The 3,085-nt window shown below is 69.0% G+C and carries 3 protein-coding genes; all 3 read left to right on the top strand.

What is annotated here, in order from left to right:
• The coding region (locus FDZ70_08520; GenBank protein TLM72291.1) for a bifunctional riboflavin kinase/FAD synthetase at window positions 1–215 on the top strand (215 nt) is incomplete at its 5' end.
• Between the two features lie 234 nt (window positions 216–449).
• On the top strand, window positions 450–719 hold the full coding sequence (gene rpsO / locus FDZ70_08525; GenBank protein ID TLM72292.1) for a 30S ribosomal protein S15: 270 nt from the start codon (window positions 450–452) through the stop codon (window positions 717–719).
• Window positions 720–877: 158 nt separating this feature from the next.
• The gene (locus tag FDZ70_08530) at window positions 878–3,067 is read left to right on the top strand and encodes a polyribonucleotide nucleotidyltransferase (GenBank protein TLM72293.1); all 2,190 of its coding nucleotides are present in this window, start codon (window positions 878–880) and stop codon (window positions 3,065–3,067) included.
• The last annotated feature ends 18 nt before the right edge of the window (window positions 3,068–3,085 follow it).

Genomic DNA, 3,085 nt, shown 5'->3' on the forward strand with positions numbered 1-3,085 from the left:
CCGGCATCGCCGTGGGCAGGCCTCCTACGTTCCCCGAAGCCCGCGACGACTTCGAGGCGCACCTCATCGGGTTCGAGGGCGACCTGTACCGGCGCGAGGTGACGGTCGAGTTCGTGGAGCGGCTGCGCGACCAGCGGGCGTTCGAGAGCGCGGACGAGCTGGCGGCGCAGATGCAGGCGGATCTGGAGCGCGTCGCGGAGATCGTCACGCTCTGAGGCGCGGCGCGGCGCCGGGCCCCTTGGCGGGTGGCGGCGTCACATACGACGTCACATACGACGTCGCCCGTGACGTCACCTGCGACGCAGACCCCCCACGCACCCGCGCACCGCACACGGCCCCGGGCGTGCTATACTCCGCGAGTTGTATTCGGCTACCCCGCACTGTGACCGGCGATGACAACGACGCCGGCCTCGGGCGGAGGCGGACAAGGAAGGACCGGTGGTACAGCCATGCCCCTCGAGAAGGACGTCAAGGCGAAGATCATCGCCGAGCACGCCCGCGGCGACGCCGACACAGGCTCGCCGGAAGTCCAGATCGCGCTGCTGACGCAGCGCATCCGCGACCTCACCGAGCACGTCCGCACGCACAAGCACGACCATCACACGCGCCGCGGACTGCTCAAGCTCGTCGGACAGCGCCGCAGGCTGCTCAACTACCTGCGCAAGTCCGACATCGAGCGGTATCGCGAGATCGTCGCGAAGCTCCAGATCCGCGGATAGTTCGCGGTGAACGAGGAAGGCGGGCGCCGATACAGGCCCCGCCTTCTGCACTAGTAGGGGGCCGGAAGAAGACGCGCGGGCAAGGGGCCCGCGGCACGGCCCGAAAGAGGTCCTGCGGCGCAAGGGGCGCCGAGGGCGAGAAGAGGCGAAGAGAAGAAATGAGCAAGATCACGGAGCAGTTCGAGCTGTACGGCAAGGAGTACGTGCTCGAGACCGGGGAGCTGGCCAAGCAGGCCGGCGGCGCGGTCGTCGTCCGCCAGGGCGACAGCATGGTGTTGGTCACGGCCACGGCGTCCAGCTTCCCCAAGGACCTGGACTTCTTCCCGCTGACCGTCGACTTCGAGGAGCGCATGTACGCGGCCGGTAAGCTGCCGGGCGGCTTCATCAAGCGTGAGGCGCGCCCGTCTGAGAAGGCCACGCTCACGGCCCGCATGATCGACCGTCCCATCCGTTCGGCGTTCGCCGACGGTTTCCGCAACGAGGTCCAGGTCATCGCCACGGTCCTTTCGGCCGACCAGGTCCACCAGCCCGACGTCATCTCGATCATGGGCGCGTCCGCCGCGCTGATGAAGGCCGGCATCCCGTTCGAGGGCCCGCTGGCCGGCGTGCGCGTCTGCCGCGACCAGTCCGGCGAGTTCCTCGTCAACCCGACGTTCGAGGAGGCGGAGGCGTCGGACCTCGACCTCGTCGTGGCGGGCTCGCGTGACGCTGTCTTCATGATCGAGGCCGGCTGCCACGAGGTGTCCGAGGACGACATGCTCGCCGCGCTGACCTTCGCGCAGGAGGCCATCGCCGCGTTCTGCGAGGCCCAGGAGCGCTTCCTCGCCCGCTGCGAGATCAAGCGCATGGAGGTCGTCTTCGACGAGCCCTCCGCCGAGCTCAAGGAGCGCATCTTCGCCGCCGGCGGCGAGAAGATGAAGGCCGCGCTGCACAACCCCGACAAGCACGCGCGCATGGACGCGGTGGCCGCCGTGAAGGCCGAGCTCACCGAGACGTTCACCGCCGAGGAGCTCGCAGCAAGCGGCAAGCACATCAAGGCGACCTTGAAGCTCCTCGAGAAGAAGACCATGCGCAACATGGTGCTCGACGAGGGCGAGCGCGCCGACGGCCGCACGCTCGACGAGGTCCGCCCGATCAGCTGCACCGCCGGCTACCTGCCGCGCAGCCACGGCTCGGGCCTGTTCACCCGCGGTCAGACGCAGGTGCTCTCGGTGCTGACGCTCGGCATGCTGTCCGAGTGGCAGCGCATCGACACGATCGACGTCGCCGAGGGCAAGCGCTACCTGCACCACTACAACTTCCCGCCGTTCAGCACCGGCGAGACCGGCTTCATGCGCGGGCCGAAGCGCCGCGACATCGGCCACGGGGCGCTCGCCGAGCGCGCACTGCTCCCGGTCATCCCCGACGAGGACACGTTCCCGTACACGATCCGCATCGTGTCCGAGGTTCTCGAGTCCAACGGCTCCAGCTCGATGGGGTCGGTCTGCGGCTCGACGCTCGCGCTCATGGACGCCGGCGTGCCGATCGCAGCCCCGGTCTCCGGCATCGCGATGGGGCTCATCAAGGAGGGTGACAAGGTCGCCGTGCTCTCCGACATCCAGGGCCTCGAGGACTTCCTCGGCGACATGGACTTCAAGGTCGCGGGCACCCCGGCCGGCATCACGGCGCTGCAGATGGACAACAAGGCCAAGGGGCTGTCGTACGAGATCCTGGCCAAGGCGCTCATGCAGGCCAAGGAAGGCCGCGCGCACATCCTGTCCAAGATGATCGAGGCCATCGCCGAGCCGCGCGAGGAGCTCTCGCGGTTCGCGCCGCGCATCATCACCATCAAGATCCCGGTGGACAAGATCCGCGACATCATCGGCCCGGGCGGCAAGATCATCCGCCAGATGGTCGAGGAGACCGGCGCCCAGATCGACGTCGAGGACGACGGCACGGTCTACATCGCGAGCCGTGACACCGGTGGCGAGGAGGCGCTGAAGCGCATCCAGGCGCTGACCAAGGAGATCGAGGTCGGCGAGAAGTACACCGGCAAGGTCGTGTCGATCCAGGCGTTCGGCGCGTTCGTGAACCTGCTGCCGGGCAAGGACGGGCTGATCCACATCTCGCGCGTGGCCAAGGGCCGCGTCGACAAGGTCGAGGACGTGCTCGACATCGGCGATGAGGTCGAGGTCGAGGTCATCGAGGTGGACGAGCGCGGCAAGGTCTCGCTCGACCGTCTCGACAAGCCGGACGCCCCGGCCGGCTCCGGCGCCCCCCGCGAGGGCGGGGAGGGCGGCGAGCGGCGCGGCGGGTTCGGTGGCGGCGGTGGCCGCGACGGCGACCGCAGGCCGAGGCGGAGGCACTAGGCGCGCAGAGCGCGGATA

It is taken from the genome of Actinomycetota bacterium (assembly GCA_005774595.1).
Taxonomy (GTDB): domain Bacteria; phylum Actinomycetota; class Coriobacteriia; order Anaerosomatales; family D1FN1-002; genus D1FN1-002.

Excerpts from the sequence above, each read along its gene's own strand:
- rpsO (TLM72292.1), top strand. The coding sequence starts at position 450 with ATGCCCCTCGAGAAGGACGTCAAGGCGAAGATCATCGCCGAGCACGCC.
- FDZ70_08530 (TLM72293.1), top strand. The coding sequence starts at position 878 with ATGAGCAAGATCACGGAGCAGTTCGAGCTGTACGGCAAGGAGTACGTG.